Genomic DNA, 17,636 nt, shown 5'->3' with positions numbered 1-17,636 from the left:
GGGGCAGGGGGCGTTCTCGGATCTCACGCAGGGCCGCTGTGAGTGCGCGGGCCAGCCGGGAGGGGGGAAAACGCCGCCTGGTCGGTGACGTGGCGGCGGATGATGCGCAGGGTGCGGGTGAAGGACATCCGGTCGGGATCCTGGTCCGATTGCCGTGCGGCCTGGTGCATCAGGTCCCGCAGTGCGTGGTGCACCAGCAGGAAGGCGAAGATCTCCTGCTCGACCCCGCGAGGGTGCTGGGAGCGCAGGACGAGGCGGGGCCCGCCCTGGTGGGTCTTGATCTCGTCCAGCGTGCTCTCGATCTCCCACCGCTGGGCGTACAGCGCGGCCAGCGATGTGGCCGACGCGGCCCGTGGGTCCAGGACGGTGGTGATCAGCCGGTAGACCGTGCCGCTGCCGTCGCGGCCGAGGGTGTACTCGATAACGCGGACCCTGACCGGGTCCGCGCGGCGGTTCTTGTCCCTGGCGGCGACGATCTCCGAGAGGTAGGAGCCGTCCACCAGCAAGGCCCGGATGGGCAGGACAGCATCATTCTTGACCCGCCACAGCAGGTCGGCGCCGGTCGCTGCGGCGGCCCGCCACAGGTCGAAGCCGTGAAAGCCCCGGTCCGCCAGCAGCATCATCCCCGGCGTCAGCGAGCTGAACAGGCGCTGGGCCAGCACCGTTTCATGGACGGCCAGCGGCCCGGTCTCAGCCGCGAAGACCGCGTGGGTGCCGCACTCGACCAGCGCGGCCACCCTCGCCTGTGGGTAGGCGCTCTTCTCCTGCCCGCGGCTGACGCCGGGGCGCCCGAAGAAGGCGGCGTTGGCCTCGGTGTCGGGCAGGTCGAAGGTGGTGCCGTCCACCGCGACCAGCCGCCACCGGCGGTACCAGGACCCGCTCGTGTTCTCGGTCGCTACCGGACGGCACACCCTGGTGAACAGGCCCCTGAGCGGCTCCGGGCCCAGCCGCAGACGGGCCCGGCCGATTGCCGCGGTGGTCGGCACCCGCCACGGCCCTTTCCACCGCCCCATCCGCTCCAGCCCATGGGTGAGGAGCCGCCCGACCTCTTCATATCCCTGACCGGAGAACAGACACATCGCCAGCACGAAATAGACCACCACCCGAGCCGGCAGCAGCCTGTGCCGCTGCTCGGCCCGACCGCACTCCGCGATCACCTCGTCCACCAACTCCGGCGGAAACGCGCGGGTCAGCACCCCGACCGCAATCCGATCCGACAACCGCTCGCCTGCTGACGACTTCACCTGTCCGGGCCTTGGCACACCTCACCCAACGATCCGAAAACACCAAAGTCACCGGTATTGGCACTAGGCCAGGTGCCTGCTGAACCAGTCCGTGGCCAGCTCGGTGACCGATTCCAGGGTGCCGGGTTCCTCGAAGAGATGAGTGGCACCGGCGACGATGGCCAGCTGATGCTCGCAGCTCAGGCGCGCCGCGGCCTGCCGGTTGAGGTCCAGCACCAGGTGGTCGCGACCCCCGACGATGAGCAGCGTCGGAGCCTTCACCTCCGGCAGCCTGAGGCCGGCCAGGTCCGGCCTGCCTCCGCGGGAGACGACTGCCGTGACGTCCGCGGCGGGCTCCGCCGCGGCCCACAGCGCGGCGGCGGCGCCTGTGCTGGCACCGAAGTAGCCGAACTCCATGCCCTGGGTGTCGGGCTGTTCACGCAGCCATTCGGTCGCCTGGGTCAGGCGGCGGGCGAGCAGCGCCGTGTCGAACACGTTGTCCCGGTTCACTGCCTCGGCCTCGGTGAGCAGATCGAACAGAAGGGTGCCCAGACCGGCGCGGTTCAGCCCGGTGGCGACGAATCGGTTGCGCGGGCTCTTCCTGCTGCTGCCGCTGCCGTGGGCGAAGAGGACGACCCCGGGGGCACCGCGGGGCACCGTGAGCCGCCCGTCGAGCGCAGCGCCTCCGGCCGCTATCCGGACCGACCTGTCATAGGGCAGGGAATCGTGCTCCGGGGAGGCGCTGCCCGCGGCCGGCGGCGCGTCGGACGTGGCGTGCGCCACGCGGTTGTGCTCCAGGCAGGCGATGACCTCCTCGTCGCTCGTCTGCCCGAAGTCCGCGTAGAACTCACCGATGGCGTGGAACTGCCGGGGGGTGTGCAGACAGACGCCTTCGTCCGCCTCGCCTCCGAGGCGGGCCGACCAGTCGTGCGGCGCCACGGGAACCGCCAGCACGATCCGCGACGCGCCGCGGGCGCGCGCAATCCGGCAGGCCGCCAGTGCCGTGGAGCCGGTCGCCAGACCGTCGTCCACCACCAGAACCGTCTGTCCCTCGTACCGGGCCGGCTGCCGCTCGCCCCGATAGCGGCGGGCGCGCTGCTCCAGGACGCCGCGCTCGTGTTCCTCCACCGCCGCCAGATCACGGTCCGTCACACCCATGCCCCGCACCACCGGTTCATTGACGACGCGCACGCCTTCCTCGCCGATGGCGCCCATGGCCAGCTCCGGCTGGAAGGGCACCCCCAGCTTGCCTACGAGGCAGACGTCGAGCGGAGCGCCCAGGGCCTCTGCGATCTGCGCAGCGACCGGGACGCCGCCGCGGGGAAGTCCCACGACCACCAGGTCTTGGCCCTTGAGGTGGTTCAGCCGTGCGGCGAGTCGCCGGCCCGCGTCGGTTCGGTCTGTGAAGTACATGGTCGCCTCCCGGGTGAGGTGAGGTGAGGCCCTCGAGTCCCGACTGCCCGTTGTGCGCGCCGGGCGGCCGTTGCTGACAGATCTCGCCGATGCCACCGGGCTTAACGGCGCCTTCACCGCTGCGCTGCGTCGGCTTCGGCCTCGCGAAACCCAGATCATCAGCCAGCGCAAACGTGCCACTCAGAGCGAAACGGCACATAAACGAATAGACATCGCATCTAATGTTCCCAGAGTGTTCCCATCAGGCACACAAAAGGCCCTCCGTGATCTCTCACGAAGGGCCTTGGAGCCTCTGACGCGTAAATAGCAGCAGGTCAGGGTGGGTGTGGGCAGGACTGGGTGCCCGGTGGCCGTGGAGGGCTGCCGGGTGTTCGGGGCTGTCGGTCAGGCTGCGTTCTCCCTCGGGTTGAGGGTGACGGTGTAGCCGAGCTGGTTGAGCTGGGTGATGGCTCGGCGGGTGGCGCGTTCGGGGTCGCGTTGGGTGAAGTAGGTGCCGCCGAGTTCCTGGTAGGCGACGTTGTCGGTGAGCATGTGCCAGATCGCGGTGATGATCGAGTGCTCGACGGCGACCAGTGCCCGGAGCGGGCCGCGGCGGGCGGTCAGCCGCTTGTAACGGGCCTGCAGGTAGGTGTCCTTGGTTCTCACAGCGCCGAATGCCGCGAGGCCGAGGGCGCCTTTGAGATAGGGGTTGCCGGGCCGGACCTTCGTGTTCTTGGTACGGCCGGCGGACTCGTGGTGGCCGGGGCAGACCCCGGCCCAGGACGCGAGGTGTTTGGCGGAGGCGAACCGGGTCATGTCCCCGCCGGTCTCCGCGATGATCACTTCGGCGGTGGCCTGGTTGATGCCGGGGATGGTGTCGAGGAGGTCGAGGGCGCCACGAAAGGGGGCCATCGCCTCCTCGATGCGTCCGGTGAGCTGGTCGATCATCGTGGTGAGCTGGTCGTACTGATCCAGATACAGTCGGGCCAGGAACGCGTGGTGCTCGCGGAACCGTCCGGTCAGGGCCTCGGTGAGTTCGGGGATCTTGTTGCGGAGCTTGCGTTTGGCCAGGTCCGCGAGGACCCGCGGGTCGGCTTCGCCGCGGATGAGGGCTTCGAGCATGGCCCGGCCGGAGACGCCCATGATGTCGGAGGCGACCGCGGAGAGTTTGATGCCGGTGTCCTCCAGGAGTTTCTCCAGCCGCTGGACCACACGGCCGCGTTCACGGGTGGCGGTGGTCCGGGCCCGGGTCAGGTCGCGCAGTTCGCGGACCGGCTCGGGCGGCACGAAGGAGGGCCTGACCAGGCCGTGGGCGCCGAGCTGGGCCAGCCAGGCCGCGTCCGAGACGTCCGTCTTGCGGCCGGGTAGGTTCTTGACCTGCCGCGCGTTGACCAGGACCACGTCCAGGCCCTCGGTCAGCACGTAGTAGAAGGGCTTCCAGTAGTCACTGGTCGCCTCGATCACTACCAGCGTCACCTGTGCGGCGAGCAGATGGTCCCGCAGATCCAGGACCGCGTTCGTCGTTGATCCCCACGTCGTGGTCTCGGTCGTGAAGGACCCCCGCCGCTTCGTACTCGGGGTGCGGACGCAGACCTTGGCGTCCTTCTTGCTGATGTCGAGGCCGGCGCAGCGTTCGTGCAGTACGTCCACGGCCTTGCTCCCTCCCTGGCGGACGGACCCGTCGTACGCCGTTCCGGGAGGACCAGGGTGGATCAGGAATTCTGACGCACGTGCTTCGCAGCAACACTCCACGGTTCCCGTGGACGGTCCCCAGCACCACGCTGACCTGCGAGCTCACCGGCATCACAGAGGCATCGGTTTCGGCCGGAACGAACCGCTCCAGCATCCCGGACCGGCATCAGCCCACGTCAGGGCAGACAGAAGCACCTCCGGCGCACGCCACGGCATTTACCACGCCCCCGGCGCGCACCGAAGGTGCGCTGGATCGCTGACCTGGGCTTTTATGAGCCGCCTTCGGGATTCGAACCCGAGACCTACGCATTACGAGCCCCAGACGCTTCCTGTCGGATACGTTCACGGGGTGCCATCGTGGGGCGGTTTCCGCAGGTCAGCGCCATGTTACGGCGCTTCCCCGTGCCAACCCGTGACAACCGGTTCAGAGCAGTTCGGGCACGCGATGGGCACGCATTGGGCACGCGGTGGGCACTCAAAAATGGGGCCCTGACCTGCATAAACGGTGCTCCGTGAAGCCCTACGCTACACCGGGACCCTGACATGCAGAAGGGGGCCGCGCAGCTCGCGCCGCGCGGCCCCTCAGTCATGCAGCCCGGGGGGCGTCGCCCGCAACCCCGGGCGCTCCGATCCCGCTCTCGCGAAGATCGTTAAGCACCCGTTCGAGCGCGTTCGCGCCGGCCGGTGTGACGTGCCGTTCATCCAGCGCGACGTACGTAGTCCCGTCGTGCGAGGTGCCGACGGCCCACACACCATCGTCGAGCCGAGTCCGAATTACCGAGATCATTACCGCCCCCCGCGGTCGCGCCCTCGTGCGAGCGCTCCCCATGCTTATCTGCGTGCGCTGTTCGTCCTTCGTCGAGCCCGTCGTACCGAGCGCTACCTAGTCCCAAGAGCTGTCGAGCGGTGCGGCCTCGGCCGGCGTCGGCTCCACCGGCACGGGGGCGACGTTCCAAGAACTATCGGCTCGAACTGCGTCGCCCTGTCCCGAAACTGCGCCCGCGCCCACAACGGCCGCGGCGGCGAGCAGGGCGACAGCAGCGCCGCACCCAATCCACTTCATGATCATTTGCGAGTTCCCTCCCCAGGTGTTGGGTATGCCACTTAGATACACCGGCGGCATGGTTCCCCTAAGGGATACGCTGCCTGTTCGAACGAGGATCGAACAAGCTTTTACCAGGTCAAAGGTAGGAACTTCCAAGATCCGAACCGGGGGACAGTGTGGGGACGTCAAGGCTGACCGACGCCGAAATGCGCGTGTATGGGCAGATCGCCGAAGGGGGTCAGATCGACGATGACGCTGGGCCGACCGCCGAACGGCTCCTCACCTCCGGCCTCATCCTGCAAGATCCTTTCCAGCCAAGCGGGTTTGTCGCGGTCCCATTCAGCGAGATCGAGACGCGCCTGCGCGAGACCGTGCAGCATCAGCTCGAAGAGACCGCACGGCAGCTTGCAGAAATCCCCGTGCTGGTCGAGCAGTTGCGAACATGCCGGCACGCCCGGGGCGGTGACGGTATCGCCCAGTGGATTGAGGGCAAGGACGCCGTGAACGCCGCGATCTCCCTCGCCGTTCAGTCCTCCCGGCATGAGCTGCTGTCCGCTCAGCCCGGACCCCGGCCCAAGCGAGTGATCAAGCTGTCGACAGACAGGGATCGAGCCGCAGTCGAGCGAGGCGTCGCGGTTCGCACCATCTACAACGCGAGCAGCCGCTCGAACCCCGCGGCGGTCGATCGCGTCAACGAGCTGACGCCGCTCGGCGCGGCGTTCCGTACGCTTCCCCGCGCCTTCATGCGGCTGATCCTGATCGACCGAGAATTTGCGATCATCGAGGACCACGCCGACGGGCGCCCGAGCTTCGAAGGCGCCTACCTCGTGAGGGACCGGGCGGTGTGTGGGTTCTTGGCCGCGGCGTTCGAAGTCGAGTGGCAGCTCGGGCTCGACTGGCACAGCGAGGAACCCGCTGCGCAGCCACGCCCCGCCGTGACGACTCCCCTACAGCGCACAATCCTGCGTGAGCTTTGCGCGGGGAAGGATCAGCAGCAGATTGCGAAGATCCTCGGCTACAGCGCGAAGACGGTCAATTCTGCATTGAGCGATCTTCGGACGCGGCTCGGAGTGGCCACCGTCTATCAGCTCGTCGCATGGTGGGCGGGCCCCGAGGGTGTGGCCGAGCAGTCAGTCGATCAGGGCTAGTTCGTCCCGGACGTACCGCGAAGCCTGTTCAGCAGTTCATGCACGAGCGGCATGTCGTCCGGCGACAAGCCAGGGGCGTGCGCGACGGTGGCAGCGCCCCCGGAGGGGTCGCCCTCGGCCGGTATGCGCGTCGTGACGAGCCCGATGTACTCAGCGGCGGCAGCGATCTGCAAGTCGCGCACGGGCACCTCGGCCGCGACCGCGAGGCCACGAACCAGCGCGGGCGAAATCTTCACGGGGTCGCCGTCCTCGATCTTGTGCACGAGCGTGTACGACGGCGTGTACCCGGTTACGGGGTCGACGGCGAGGGCGGCATAGGCCCGGTACGGGCGCCCGCGGCGCCCCCTGCGCACTAGATCCGCGAACGGTGTGCCGAGCTCGGGCTCGGTCGGGTTACTCACGTTCCCCACCCCCACTCATGTTTCGTAACAAGAACAGCTTAGGGCCATCTAATCAGCCAGCATGCCCCAGAGCACAACCCCCAATCCCGTTGACGTGCCGTTTCTCTCCTCCTAGGGTCGTGATTGTTCATGAACGTGAACAGTCCACCTGCCGGTTTTACCGTGCTGTGATCAGGGTTGTTCACGTCTGCTGACAGGGGTTGAACATGAGTGCAAGTGCAGTTGAGTACCTGGGGCCGCCGCCCGCGCAGCGCAACACGAAGCACGCGCGGATCGCTGCGGACCTGCGAACGCACCCGGAGGTGTGGGGGGTCATCCGGCGCCCCGCTTCCCTCGACAGTGCGGCGTCGGCCGCGCGGGCGATCCGCGAGGCGCGACTGCCCGCGTACTCCCCGGCCGGCACGTTCGAGGCGGTCGCCCGGACCGTCACCGAGGGAGACCGCACCGAGTACCGCGTCTATGCCCGGTACGTCGGCGCCGCTGAATCTGCCGCGTGATCTGCGAGCACTGGAGCGGCGCCGCCCGCGCCCACTGCCGAGCGGTCGGCGCCCGCCGCTACATCGTCGGCAACCGGTGCCCTGCTCACACACCCGCAGCACTCGCCGGCCTGCCCGAACCTCCGGGCTCGCCGATCCCCGTAAGGAGACGTTCCGTTGAGCCTCGCCGCGACGGATTGGGTTTGGTCCCAGTCCGACAGCCGAGGCGCCGCTCGTCTGGTGCTGCTCGCGATTGCTGACCGGGCCGACGCCGACGGCGTCGCCTACGCCGGTACCGCCTTGCTCATCCGGCGCACCCGCGCCGCCCGGTCCACCGTCCGCGACGCCGTCGACACCCTGCTTGTCTCGGGTGAGCTCGCCGTCGTCGAGGGCAGGCTCGGGCCCGGCGGCGAAACGGTTTACCGCTTCCCGCTGCTCGACGCGAGGAGGGCCGGTGAGCGGTCCGGGCCGACTACCGGCCCGGACCGGAGATCGGCCCCCGGGGGGCCGGTGAGCGGCCCCGGGGAGGGCCGGACATCCGCCCCGGGGGGACCGGCTACCGGCCCGGGGGAGGGCCGACTACCGGCCCCCGGGGGGCCGCTCACCGGCCCCCAGAACAAAAGAAGCTCTCTACAAGACAAAGAACAGCAGCAGCCGCGCGCGACGAACACCGCGGCAGCGCTGATTCCCGAACTGCGTCCGCTCGACGCCGCTCTCGTCTCCGCCTCGATCACCGTCCGGTGGTCGCTCGGTCTCGGCGAGCAGCGCGACGTCTACCGGCTCGTACAGGCGCACGGCGTCGAGGCCCTGGTCGACCTCGCCGCCCGCCGCACCAATCCGGGCGAGGCACCGAAGAGTGCCCGCTACTGGCTCAAGGTCTGGAGCGACCTCGACCGGCCGGCGCCGAGCGCGCCGCCTCGGGCGCCCGCCTCGACCGCGAGCTACGCCGACAACCTCGCCGCCGGCCTCGCCCTGCTCGCCCAAAAGGAGAGCCGCACATGACGCCCGAACAGATCGCCGCCCTGCTCGCCTTCGCCGGAACCCTCGACAGCCGCGTGCGCCGCGCCCTCGCCGACCCGCAGCAGTCCGCCCGCACCATCTCGGAGTGGACCGCCGCCGTCGCCGACGTGCCCGCGACCATGCCCGCCACAGGATGGGACGCCGCCCGCGCAACCCGCCGCTACTACGAGCAGCAGGGCGGGAACAAGAGCTCGCAGTACCGGCCGATCGAGCCGCACGACCTGCTCGCCGCATGGGGGCCGCACCGCGCCGAGGTCATGGCCCGCCACACCGACCCCGTGCCGGCCGCCGACCCGGACAACCCCGCCGCGTGGCGCGAGGAACTGCTCGGCACCCGTGCCTCGGTCGCCCGCGGGCACGCTGCGCCCGCGCAGTACCGGGCCGAGATCAACCAGGCTGGGCAGAAACGTCTCGCCGCGCTCACGTCGGGAGTCGGCACCGGCCCGCGCCGGTACATGCCCGCACACGTGGCCGCCGAGCTGCGGCAGTTCCGGCCGGCCCGCGCGCACCGCGAGCAGCTCGTCGCCGAGGGTCTGCCCGACCCGCTCGGCGTCCGGTGCCCGTACTGCCTCGCCGCCATCGACGAGCAGTGCCGGAGCAGCTTCCGCAACCGCGGGAAGGGCCGGCGACCGCTCACCGGCGTTCACCCCTCGCGCGTCGAGGCGCTGCTCGCTCACCTCAGCAACGGCGAGCAGGCCGACGACGAGCAGGTGCGCCTCGCTCGGATCATGTGCCAACCGCCCGCACCGCGGCGCGAGTCCCGAGTTCGGCACACCAGCGGCGGGGGCGAGGCCCGATGATTCCCGCCGCCGCGCGCGCCGTGATCGCCGCGCACCTGACCGACGAGCTCGACGTGCAGCCACACCTCGCAACCGCTGTCGTCGCCGCCCTCGCCGACCGCCTCGCCCTCGACGGATGGCACCTGACCGACGTCTACCCCGCGCGACCGGTCGCGCCTCGCGCGCGGGAAACCCGCGGCGCTCGGCGCGCCCTCGACCGACTGCTGCGCCGTGCCCGAACGAACGAGGAAAGGACCCCATGAGCGCCGCCCTGCTCGCCCTCGCCGTGACGCTCGCGCTCGCCCTCGGCGCCTCCCTCGCGTACGCGGTCCGGATCGACGATCGCCTCGACCGCGAGCTGCGCCGCCTCGACCGCGGACCCTGCCCGACCACCTGCACCACCTGCTCGACGACGCCGCGCCGAGCCGAGAACGGAGAGACCACACCATGAACCTGAACACCCGTACCCGCACTCGGTCTCGGCGCGGCCGGAGCGACGCCCGCGAGGCTGTGCGCGACGAGCGGCGCGCAGCGATCCGAGTCCTGCTCGCCCGCGCCGACCGAGGGGTGCTCGGCCCCGAGGAAACGGTAAAGCTGCGGCAGCTCGTCGAGGCCGAGGTCGCCGACGGCGACGCCTTCCGGCGCTCGGCCGCAGGGCAGCAGGCCGCGGCGCTGCGGCTGACACACCGCGTCGCCGCCGCCGAGCAGGCCATCGTCGAGGCCGAGGCAGAGCGCGACCAGTACGCCGCCGAGGTCGAGTCCCTGCGCACGGGCGCGGGGGTGCGCGCATGAGTTACGCACAGGCTGTGCAAGAGACCTCCCGCGCGCTGCGAACGATCCGCGGCCGGTGGGCCGACCTGCTGCTCGCGATCGAGGAACCGCCGGCCGATCACTGGCCACCGCGGCAGCTCGCACACACCATGCGCGAGGGCGACGACGAGCAGCTCGTCGTCGAGGACCGGGCGCCGCTCATACTCCGCGAGCACCCCGCCCCGCTCAACCTCGGCGCGCTCGACTCGGCCCTCGCTGTCGAGCGGCTCGTGTTCGACCTCGCCGACACCCTCGCCGCCGCCGTACAGCGCACCGAGCAGGGCGACCCCCGCGCGTGGCGGGCCCCGGACCCGGCCGCGCCCGACAGTCGGCGCGCGGCAGGATCGCGGGCGCACGGGCTGCATTGGGCGTGCGTGTGGGTCGAGGGGCGCGTGCGAGACGAGGACACCACGCCCGAGCACGAGCTCGACGGCACGCTGAGCGCCCCGCCGTTCGAGGTGCTCCCCCTGCACCTGCTGCACGAAGCGAGGCGTACCGCGCGGATCGCCGAGGCCCGGGTGCTGCGCGCTCTCGGCCTCGACCAGCGTGAGACCCCGCTGCCCGAGCCGTGCCCGTGGTGCGAGGGCGAGCTCACTTTGCACAGCGCCCCCGACGGGCCGCCGGCCGTGACCTGCTTGGGCGGGCGCGCCTGCTCGGCCCCTGTCCCCCTCGACAGCAGCGAGCGGGCGCGGGTGTGGGAGTGGGACGACCTCCCCGAACTGATTGTCGCGCTCGGGCTGGACATCAGCGCCGCGGCGTAGGCGTAGGTGGGGGCCCGGTGATCCGGGCCCCCACCATCACGACTTGATAACAGCCCACGCAAACCCGCCCCACCGCCCCCCAGTTGGCACGACAGTTCACCATATAGCGGGATCTCTCGACCCTGCTTGACCTCAATTTATTTAGTGTTGCTAAGTAAATATTTAGGTCTGTACTTGCGTGTTGAACCTTCGAAGGGATTGATTGAAAGTGAAGAATTATTGGGGGCGGGTAATTCGCGAAGCTCTCCAAAGCGGCGACGGCACCCTGCGACTCATCTTCCTGCTGGGCTTTACCGCGGTCCTGGCCATGGCCCTGATGTTCGCGGCGCGCGCCGTCGGCCTGGTGTAGCCCAGCCCCGGCGGGATCATGCATCACTCGCATTGAGGTTGCATTGTTATCTGCCCGTGACCTAATGTGGGGAGCGCCTCCGGCGTGCCCGGAAACAGGCACTGCACTCACGCCCCGCCACCATCCCCCCGGTGGCGGGGCGTTGGCATGTCCGGGAGGTGATCCCGTGGCCGAGCCGATCACGGACGCCGACCGCACGGCGGTGCGCCGACTGCACTCCGAAGGCAAGTCCCGCAACGCCATCGCCCGAGAGACCGGGCGGAGCGCCGCCACCGTCTCCAAGATCGCCGCCGAGCAGGGCCTCGCGTTCAGCGGCGGGGCGCGCGTGGCTGCTGCCACACAAGCCCGTACGGCCGACGCCGTCACCCGGCGCGAGCGCCTCGCCGACGACGCGCTCGACGGCGCTCTTGCTCAGGTCGAGCGGGTCGTCGAGGCCGAGTCCGCCCGGGACGCACGCGACTACGCCACGGCCGCACGCGCGCTCACCGAGGTACACGCCAAGGTCGCCGAGCTCGCCCGCCACACCAGCGGCGGGAGCGCCGGCGGGATGCTCGACCGCCTCGCCGACGCCCTGCTCGGGCCCCCGGTCGGAGGTGACAGCGAGGAGGTGCAGTGACCGCCCTCGCCCCGCTCTCCCCCAAACAGATCGACTCGATCCGCGGCGCCACCGCCCGTATCAACCTTTGGCACGGCTCAGTCCGCAGCGGAAAGACGATCGCCTCGCTCGTCTGCTTCCTACTCATGATCCACCGGGCCCCCGCGTCGGGCCTGATCGTCATCTGCGGCAGGTCGCTCCAGACGATCGAGCGGAACTGTCTCGACGTCCTCGCCGACCCGACGCTGTTCGGCAAGGTCGCCGCCGAGGTCCACCACACCCGCGGCGCCACCACGGCCGTAATCCTGGGCCGCGTCGTTCACCTCGTCGGCGCCGCGGACGCGCGCGCCGAGGGGCGCCTGCGCGGCATGACCGCCTCGCTCGCCTACTGCGACGAGGTCACGCTGCTGCCCGCCGCCTTCTTCCGGCAGCTCCTCGCCCGCCTGTCGGTCCCCGGTGCGAAGCTGATCGGGACCACGAACCCCGACTCGCCCCGGCATTGGCTGCGGACCGACTACCTCGACCGGGCCGACGAACTCGACCTCGCCGCCTTTCACTTCCGCCTCGCCGACAACCCCTCGTTGAGTGAGGCGTACGTCGCCGCCCTCGCCGCAGAGTTCACGGGCCTGTGGCGCCGGCGCATGATCCTGGGCGAGTGGGTCGTCGCCGAGGGCTCCGTCTACGACGCTTACGACGAGGCGCTGCACGTCGTCGACGAGCTGCCCGCGATGCGCCGCCATTGGGTCGGCATCGACTACGGCACCGCGAACCCCTTCGCCGCGCTGCTGCTCGGCCTCGGCGACGACGACCGGCTGTACGTGGTGAGCGAGTGGCGCCACGACTCCCGCGCCGTACACCGCCAGATGACCGACGCGCAGTACAGCCGCGCCGTCCGCGACTGGCTCGGCGAACTGGACGTGATCCCGGAATGGACGTTCGTCGACCCGAGCGCCGCCTCGTACTCCAATCAGCTTTGGGCCGACGGACACCCCGGCGTCACCCGCGCCGTAAACGACGTGATCGACGGAATCCGCAGCGTCTCGAACGCCCTCGACGCCGGCCTGCTGCGCATCCATCGCTCGTGCGAGGGACTGCTCGGCGAACTGCCCACCTACGTGTGGTCGGAAGAGGCCGCCGCCCGCGGTGAAGACAAGCCAGTGAAGAAGGACGATCACAGCGTCGACGCCCTGCGCTACGTGATCCACTCGACGGCGCACGAGTGGCGCCCCCTGCTCACGCAAGCCGCATAACCCAACCCAACCGACCACGGCCCCCGCCGCCGAGTCGGCGCGGGGGCTTTGCCATGCCCAAGGGGGGCCGCCCGTGCGCGCCGACTGGACCGACCGATTCCTCGCCCGCATCACCGACACCCCGGCCGGCTGCTGGCAGTGGACCGGCTACCTCATGCCCAACGGATACGCCCGCTTCACCATCGACGGCGAGCGCCAGTACGCGCACCGCGCCTCGTACGAGGCCCTCGTCGAGCCGATACCCGAGGGCCTGGTGATCGACCACCTGTGCCGCAACCGCGGGTGCGTCAACCCCGCCCACCTCGAACCGGTCACGCAGCGAGTCAACGTCCTGAGGGGCGCGTCGCACGTCGCCGCCCGCGCCCGACAGACCGAGTGCATCCACGGCCACGCGTTCGACGAGGCCAACACCTACCGAGCAGGCAACGGCACCCGCAAGTGCCGCACCTGCCGCACGGCCGCGCGCGCCCGCGCACGGAAGCGAACGGGGGTGAGCTGTGCCGCTGCCTGACAACAACGCCCCTTGGCCCCCGCCGCACCTTGCCCGCCCCCTCGCCGAGATGCGCGTCGATGACGCTTGGTATTCCGGCGACGCCGCCAAGCTGACCGCCGTCTACGCCAACAACCCGAGCAGGACGAACGGCGCATCCCGCCTGTGGGGGCGCCGCCGCGCACCGCAGCCCGGTAAGCGCGACAACCGTCTGCACATCCCCCTCGCCGGCGACATCGCCACCGCGAGCGCCGACCTGCTGTTCAGCGAACCGCCCGTGTTCACCGTCGCCGACACTGCGACGCAGGACCGACTGAACGAGTTGAGCGACGCCGACGGCATCGCGAACACCCTGCTCGAAGGCGCCGAGGTCGCCGCCGCACTCGGCGGCGTGTACCTGCGGATCACGTGGGATCGCTCGCTCGTCGACCGGCCGCTGCTCACCACCGTGCACGCTGATTGCGCGGTGCCCGAGTTCTCGTTCGGCCTGCTGCGCGCCGTGACCTTCTGGCACGAGCTCGCCTCGGACGGCGCGACCGTGCTCCGCCACCTGGAACGGCACGAGCGCGGTCGCATTCTGCACGCGCTCTACCAGGGCACCGCCGACAACCTCGGCCGACGCGTACCGCTCACCGAGCACCCCGCGGTCGCCCCGCTCGCCGAGGCGCTCGGCCCCGACGGCGAGTCGATCGAGACCGGCATCGACCGTCTGACCGCCGCCTACGTCCGCAACATCGGGCCAAACCGAAAGCATCGCGGCTCAGACCTCGGCCGCTCCGACTACGCCGCCCCGCTGTACGACCTGCTAGACGCGCTCGATACGACATGGACGAGTTGGATTCGCGACATCCGCCTCGCCCGCGCCCGCCTGATCATCCCCGACGCCTACTTGCGCGACCACGGCCCCGGCAACGGGGCGAGCTTTGATTCCGACCGGGAAATCTGGCAGCTCCTGAACATCCCGCCCACCGAGCAGGGCGGCATCACCCTGTCTCAGTTCGCGATCCGGGTCGAGGAGCACGAGAGGAGCGCCGAGGCCACGACACGGCAGGCCGTACGGTCGGCCGGCTACGCCGCGCAGACCTTCGGCATCGACGACCAGGGCGCCGCGATCACCGCAACCGAGGTCAAGGCGAAGGAGCGCCGGAGCATGACCACCCGCGGCAAGAAAATCCGGTATTGGTCGCCGCCCCTCGCCGAAATGCTGCACGTCATGCTGTTGCTCGACCGGCTGCTGTTCGGCCGCAGCATCGTGCCCGAGCGCCCCCGGATCGACTTCGGGGGCGTCATCAGCGAGGACCCGACCACGCTCGCGCAGACCCTTTCCCTGTATCAGCAGGCGCAGGCCGTAAGCGTCGACACCAAAGTGAGAATGATCCACCCCGGATGGGACGAGGCCGAAGTGCAGACCGAGGTCGCCCGCATCCTCACCGAGACAGGCCAGGCCGTGCCTGACCCCATGCAGGTCGGGGCCCTCGACTAATCGACCTCCAGATTGATGGCGGACGCCTTGCCGGTCTGCTGGTCCTCTTCGATCTCGAACTGAATCTCTTGGCCGTCTTCGAGGGAGCTCAGACCTGCCTTCTCGACTGCGGAGATGTGGACAAAGATGTCGTCACCGCCGACCTCGGGCTCGATGAATCCGAACCCCTTGGTGATGTTGAACCACTTCACTGTGCCGCGCTTCAGATTCGTCATGAGCCCATACATCCCCTCGTAGACGATCAAGAAACTCACTCGAATAGGTGAATACCTGAGGGGGTGGCCGTGCCCATCCACCCCGCCATGGCCGAGGATCTCTCGGCCGCTGTCCGCGACTTGTACGCGGACGCCGAGCAGCGGCTGCTCGGCATCGTCGCCCGGCAGCTCGCCGACGGGTTCGAAGCCCCGGGGTGGGCGACCAACAAACTGCGGGACATTCAGGCGCTGCGCCGCGGGGCACAGGGTGTCGTCGACGCCCTCGCCGAGGCGGTACAGCTCGACGTGTTCGACGCGGTCGCCGAGGCGTACAACATCGGCGCCCGATCCGGTCTCGCCGAACTCGGGGCACTGCACGATGCCGACCTGCGTCGGATCGCCGAGACCACGCCGAGCACGAGGGCAGTCGACCGCCTCGCCGCCGAGACAATCGATCTCGTAACGGCCACCCACCGCGGGATACTCCGCGGCGTCGAGGACGGGTACCGGCAGGTGATCGCCGAGGTTTCGGCGACTCCCCTGCTCGGCGTCGACACCCGCAGGCAGGCCACACAATCCGCCATGGACCGGTTTGCCGACCGGGGTCTGCGGACGTTCGTCGACCGCGGCGGGCGCGCGTGGCAGATGACGAGCTATGCCGAGATGGCCGTGCGGACGGCGACCGGTAGGGCCGCGGTCGAGGCGCACGGCGACAAGCTGCGCGCGGCCGGCGTCGACCTCGTGATCGTCAGCAACGCCCCCCACGAGTGCCCTGTGTGCCAACCGTTCGAGGGCAAGGTACTGAGCCTCGACGGACCCGGCGGCGCCCGCACGGTTGAGGTCGAGCACGCCGTCGAGGACGGCAGCACCGTGCAGGTGCACATCGCGGGCAGTCTCGACGAGGCACGGCAGCGCGGTTTCCAACACCCGAATTGCAGGCACAGCATTGCCGCCTATCTGCCCGGGGTGACCCGGCCGGCGGCCGAGGCGTCCGAGGACCCCGACGGATACGAGGCGACACAGAAGCAGAGGGCGATCGAGCGCGGGATCAGGAAGTACAAGAACCGGTCGGCCGCGGCGACGAGCCCCGAGGCTCGTCGGGCGGCCGAGGCCAAGGTTCGGCAGTGGCAGGCCAAACAGCGCGCCCACCTCGCCGAGCACCCCGAACTCATCCGCCGTCGCGAGCGCGAGCAGCCCGGCGCCAGCAACCTCCCCTCGACCGCACCGCGCCCGCCGCAGGACGCGTTCGAGGCTGCGCGCGTCCGCTCCGGCGACGAGCGCACCCTGCCCGAGATGACCGACGAGCAGCTCGGCGCCGCGATCCGGCCCGGCGTGCTCGATCAGCGCGACCTCGACCGCATCCGCGGCGAGGCCGGCCGGCGCGACGAGCAGGTGCTGCTCGACCGCATCCGACCGCAGGGCCGACTCGTCGACAACCTCGCCGAGTTCAGCGACGACGAGCTCGCCCGCGTCTCTACCCACCTCGGCGACGACGACATGCTGCGGATCATGGGGGAGATGGACCGGCGCGACATCGACGCCGCCATGCCCGGTATCCGCCGTGACCTCGTCGGCATGTCTGAACGGGACCTCGCCGCTCGCGCCCGCAACGTCGAAGGCGACCGGGCGGCGATCGGCGCCGAGATCCACCGCCGCCGAGCGCTCGCCGACCTCTTCCCCTCCGGCCGTCTCGCCGGCGACCTCTCCGCCCTCGGCGACGACCTGCTCGTCTGGGGGGTGCGCTACGCCGCCCCCGAGGACTCCGCCCGGATCGCCGCCGAAATCGACCGCCGGTACCCGGCCGCGCCACCGCCCGCCCCCGCGGGCGCACGCGTCGCCGACACCCTCGCCACCCGGACCGCGCTCGACGAGGCCATGCAGCCCGTGCCCCTCGACGACCCGCCCCCGGCGGACCCCGACGAGTGGGGCGCCTACGGGCGCGACCTCGAAAAGGGCCCCGACGGGACCGAGCACATGTCCGCCGCCGAGCGTTGGGCGTACGAGCGGGAACTCGAACAGCGGGCGGCACGCGAGGCGTACAGCCGCGAAGAGATACGCGGGATGTACCAGGAACACATTTACCTGCAATGGCTCGCCGCCGAGGACGCGACCCGAGGGCACATGCTCAGCCGCGCGGCCGAGGCCGCCGGCGTCGACCCGCGCTCGCTCTTCACCGGGCCGGCGCACGTCGCCTACGCCCGCGCCTCGGAAGACCTCATCAGATGGTGGGCCGATACCTCGCCGCGCGTCACGCTCGCCGAGTTCACCGAGCAGGTGACCGGCGTCAAGAACGCGGCGGCCGAGACCGCCCGCCAGTCCGCCCACGGTCAGCAGCTCAAGCAGTAAGGGGGTGCCCGTGGGATTCCGCGAGGCCGCGGTGCGCGCTCGGCAGGCCGGGGCGCACGCCGCCCTCACCGGGCGACCGGCTACCGACTGCCCGTACCGCGGCGAAGAGCCGCTGCTGCGCGCCGCATGGGTGCGCGGCTACGTCGCCGCCGAGCAGCAGCTCGCACCGGCCGAGCCGTAGC

At 70.3% G+C, this 17,636-nt stretch carries 21 protein-coding genes; 15 read left to right on the top strand and 6 right to left on the bottom strand.

Translation table 11 applies throughout. The features are described from left to right. Window positions 1–23 precede the first annotated feature (23 nt). The 4 genes from OG883_RS00380 to OG883_RS00365 all read right to left on the bottom strand — a co-directional run bounded on the left by OG883_RS00380 (window position 24) and on the right by OG883_RS00365 (window position 5,370). Window positions 24–1,262, bottom strand: a complete 1,239-nt coding sequence (locus OG883_RS00380; protein WP_266533290.1) for an IS4 family transposase — start codon at window positions 1,260–1,262, stop codon at window positions 24–26. 45 nt (window positions 1,263–1,307) lie between these two features. Further along, complete coding sequence (locus OG883_RS00375) at window positions 1,308–2,636, bottom strand: phosphoribosyltransferase family protein (protein WP_266533287.1); 1,329 nt, start codon at window positions 2,634–2,636, stop codon at window positions 1,308–1,310. 384 nt (window positions 2,637–3,020) lie between these two features. Continuing rightward, a complete protein-coding gene (locus tag OG883_RS00370) occupies window positions 3,021–4,265 on the bottom strand; it encodes an IS110 family transposase (RefSeq protein WP_266533284.1) in 1,245 nt (414 codons plus the stop codon). Between the two features lie 925 nt (window positions 4,266–5,190). Further along, window positions 5,191–5,370: a hypothetical protein gene (locus OG883_RS00365; RefSeq protein ID WP_266533281.1), complete on the bottom strand. Its 180-nt coding sequence runs from the start codon at window positions 5,368–5,370 to the stop codon at window positions 5,191–5,193. A 188-nt stretch (window positions 5,371–5,558) separates the two neighbouring features. Here OG883_RS00365 and OG883_RS00360 point away from each other — a divergent pair, with 188 nt between their 5' ends. Beyond that, a complete protein-coding gene (locus OG883_RS00360; protein WP_266533279.1) occupies window positions 5,559–6,500 on the top strand; it encodes a LuxR family transcriptional regulator in 942 nt (313 codons plus the stop codon). On the opposite strand, the gene OG883_RS00355 is transcribed toward OG883_RS00360, so the two are convergent. Next, entirely contained in the window at window positions 6,497–6,901 is a 405-nt protein-coding gene (locus OG883_RS00355; protein ID WP_266533276.1) for a hypothetical protein, read from the bottom strand. The two genes, OG883_RS00360 and OG883_RS00355, sit on opposite strands and share 4 nt — an antisense overlap. Before the next feature lie 206 nt (window positions 6,902–7,107). Between OG883_RS00355 and OG883_RS00350 the strand changes: the two genes are divergently transcribed. The 12 genes from OG883_RS00350 (at window position 7,108) to OG883_RS00295 (ending at window position 14,914) form a co-directional block, all read left to right on the top strand. Continuing rightward, window positions 7,108–7,398, top strand: a complete 291-nt coding sequence (locus tag OG883_RS00350; protein ID WP_266533274.1) for a hypothetical protein — start codon at window positions 7,108–7,110, stop codon at window positions 7,396–7,398. Window positions 7,399–7,617: 219 nt separating this feature from the next. After that, a complete protein-coding gene (locus tag OG883_RS00345) occupies window positions 7,618–8,379 on the top strand; it encodes a hypothetical protein (protein ID WP_266533272.1) in 762 nt (253 codons plus the stop codon). After that, the gene (locus OG883_RS00340; RefSeq protein ID WP_266533270.1) at window positions 8,376–9,197 is read left to right on the top strand and encodes a hypothetical protein; all 822 of its coding nucleotides are present in this window, start codon (window positions 8,376–8,378) and stop codon (window positions 9,195–9,197) included. The genes OG883_RS00345 and OG883_RS00340 overlap by 4 nt, the downstream gene beginning before the upstream one ends. Then, complete coding sequence (locus tag OG883_RS00335; RefSeq protein WP_266533267.1) at window positions 9,194–9,439, top strand: hypothetical protein; 246 nt, start codon at window positions 9,194–9,196, stop codon at window positions 9,437–9,439. Before OG883_RS00340 ends, OG883_RS00335 begins: the two co-directional genes overlap by 4 nt. After that, a complete protein-coding gene (locus OG883_RS00330; protein WP_266533264.1) occupies window positions 9,436–9,627 on the top strand; it encodes a hypothetical protein in 192 nt (63 codons plus the stop codon). The genes OG883_RS00335 and OG883_RS00330 overlap by 4 nt, the downstream gene beginning before the upstream one ends. Further along, window positions 9,624–9,968: a hypothetical protein gene (locus tag OG883_RS00325; protein WP_266533261.1), complete on the top strand. Its 345-nt coding sequence runs from the start codon at window positions 9,624–9,626 to the stop codon at window positions 9,966–9,968. The genes OG883_RS00330 and OG883_RS00325 overlap by 4 nt, the downstream gene beginning before the upstream one ends. Beyond that, a complete protein-coding gene (locus tag OG883_RS00320) occupies window positions 9,965–10,747 on the top strand; it encodes a hypothetical protein (protein WP_266533258.1) in 783 nt (260 codons plus the stop codon). Before OG883_RS00325 ends, OG883_RS00320 begins: the two co-directional genes overlap by 4 nt. 208 nt (window positions 10,748–10,955) lie before the next feature. After that, on the top strand, window positions 10,956–11,096 hold the full coding sequence (locus OG883_RS00315; protein ID WP_266533255.1) for a hypothetical protein: 141 nt from the start codon (window positions 10,956–10,958) through the stop codon (window positions 11,094–11,096). Between the two features lie 166 nt (window positions 11,097–11,262). Continuing rightward, window positions 11,263–11,712 carry a helix-turn-helix domain-containing protein gene (locus OG883_RS00310; RefSeq protein WP_266533252.1) on the top strand — a complete coding sequence of 150 codons (450 nt, stop codon included), beginning with the start codon at window positions 11,263–11,265 and terminating at the stop codon, window positions 11,710–11,712. Then, window positions 11,709–12,941, top strand: a complete 1,233-nt coding sequence (locus OG883_RS00305) for a PBSX family phage terminase large subunit (protein ID WP_266533249.1) — start codon at window positions 11,709–11,711, stop codon at window positions 12,939–12,941. The genes OG883_RS00310 and OG883_RS00305 overlap by 4 nt, the downstream gene beginning before the upstream one ends. Window positions 12,942–13,014: 73 nt before the next feature. Further along, the gene (locus OG883_RS00300; protein WP_266533247.1) at window positions 13,015–13,452 is read left to right on the top strand and encodes an HNH endonuclease signature motif containing protein; all 438 of its coding nucleotides are present in this window, start codon (window positions 13,015–13,017) and stop codon (window positions 13,450–13,452) included. Further along, window positions 13,439–14,914, top strand: a complete 1,476-nt coding sequence (locus OG883_RS00295) for a phage portal protein (protein WP_266533244.1) — start codon at window positions 13,439–13,441, stop codon at window positions 14,912–14,914. Before OG883_RS00300 ends, OG883_RS00295 begins: the two co-directional genes overlap by 14 nt. Here OG883_RS00295 and OG883_RS00290 read toward each other — a convergent pair. Then, on the bottom strand, window positions 14,911–15,129 hold the full coding sequence (locus OG883_RS00290) for a cold-shock protein (protein ID WP_323180854.1): 219 nt from the start codon (window positions 15,127–15,129) through the stop codon (window positions 14,911–14,913). The two genes, OG883_RS00295 and OG883_RS00290, sit on opposite strands and share 4 nt — an antisense overlap. 69 nt (window positions 15,130–15,198) lie before the next feature. Here OG883_RS00290 and OG883_RS00285 point away from each other — a divergent pair, with 69 nt between their 5' ends. Further along, window positions 15,199–17,454: a phage minor capsid protein gene (locus OG883_RS00285; protein ID WP_266533242.1), complete on the top strand. Its 2,256-nt coding sequence runs from the start codon at window positions 15,199–15,201 to the stop codon at window positions 17,452–17,454. A 10-nt stretch (window positions 17,455–17,464) separates the two neighbouring features. Beyond that, window positions 17,465–17,635, top strand: a complete 171-nt coding sequence (locus OG883_RS00280) for an Rmf/CrpP fold protein (protein ID WP_266533239.1) — start codon at window positions 17,465–17,467, stop codon at window positions 17,633–17,635. Window position 17,636: the final 1 nt, after the last annotated feature.

It is taken from the genome of Streptomyces sp. NBC_01142, from assembly GCF_026341125.1.
Lineage (GTDB): Bacteria > Actinomycetota > Actinomycetes > Streptomycetales > Streptomycetaceae > Streptomyces.
This window is presented reverse-complemented; position numbering and strand designations above follow the sequence as displayed.